The organism is Pseudoalteromonas sp. SWN29, assembly GCF_015864465.1.
Classification (GTDB): domain Bacteria; phylum Pseudomonadota; class Gammaproteobacteria; order Enterobacterales; family Alteromonadaceae; genus Pseudoalteromonas.
In genome coordinates this window covers 1-531 of record NZ_JADYXE010000186.1, presented here as the reverse complement: position 1 = coordinate 531, position 531 = coordinate 1, and the positions used below count along the sequence as shown (strand labels likewise).

Sequence of the window (531 nt, the reverse complement as noted above, 5' to 3'; positions counted from 1 at the left end):
GCGAGCGCTGCAGGCGTAGCGACAGTGCAGTTGCACGGTGATGAAACTGAGGCAGAATTTGACCGGCTGCGGGCTGAGGGCTTTGGCACCATCCGCGCCCTGTCGATTGATGATTACCGCCGGCTCAGTCGTGACGGAGCATTGCGCGCCGACGACCGGTTGTTGATCGACGCGGTTACGCCGGGTGGGGGAGCAGCGTTCGACCCCACCCTGCTGTCGGATGCTGCGCCTGACGGCTTCTGGATTCTGGCCGGTGGCCTCACCCCGCAGAATGTGGCGGAGCTGGTCGGCATCATGCAGCCGGGTGGTGTTGACGTCTCAAGCGGCGTCGAGGCGAATCGCGGAGTCAAAGATCCAGCCCTCATCCGAGCATTCGTGGAAGCCGTTCGCGCCGTCTCAGCGGCGGGGTAAACCCCACAGGCGACGCAGCCGAACGACGAGGCTAAGTCGCGAGCGCGATGAGGCCGAAGTAGGTCGCGGCGGCGACGCCGATGCCGAGCACGAGGTTGGCGGCAACGCTAGCGACGGCGG

1 protein-coding gene is annotated in these 531 nt (G+C 65.9%); it reads left to right on the top strand.

The window, feature by feature from the left end; genetic code table 11:
- Positions 1-411, top strand: a 411-nt coding sequence (locus tag I6F53_RS20410; RefSeq protein ID WP_197240979.1) for a phosphoribosylanthranilate isomerase, incomplete at its 5' end; no start/stop codon positions are given.
- Positions 412-531 lie beyond the last annotated feature (120 nt).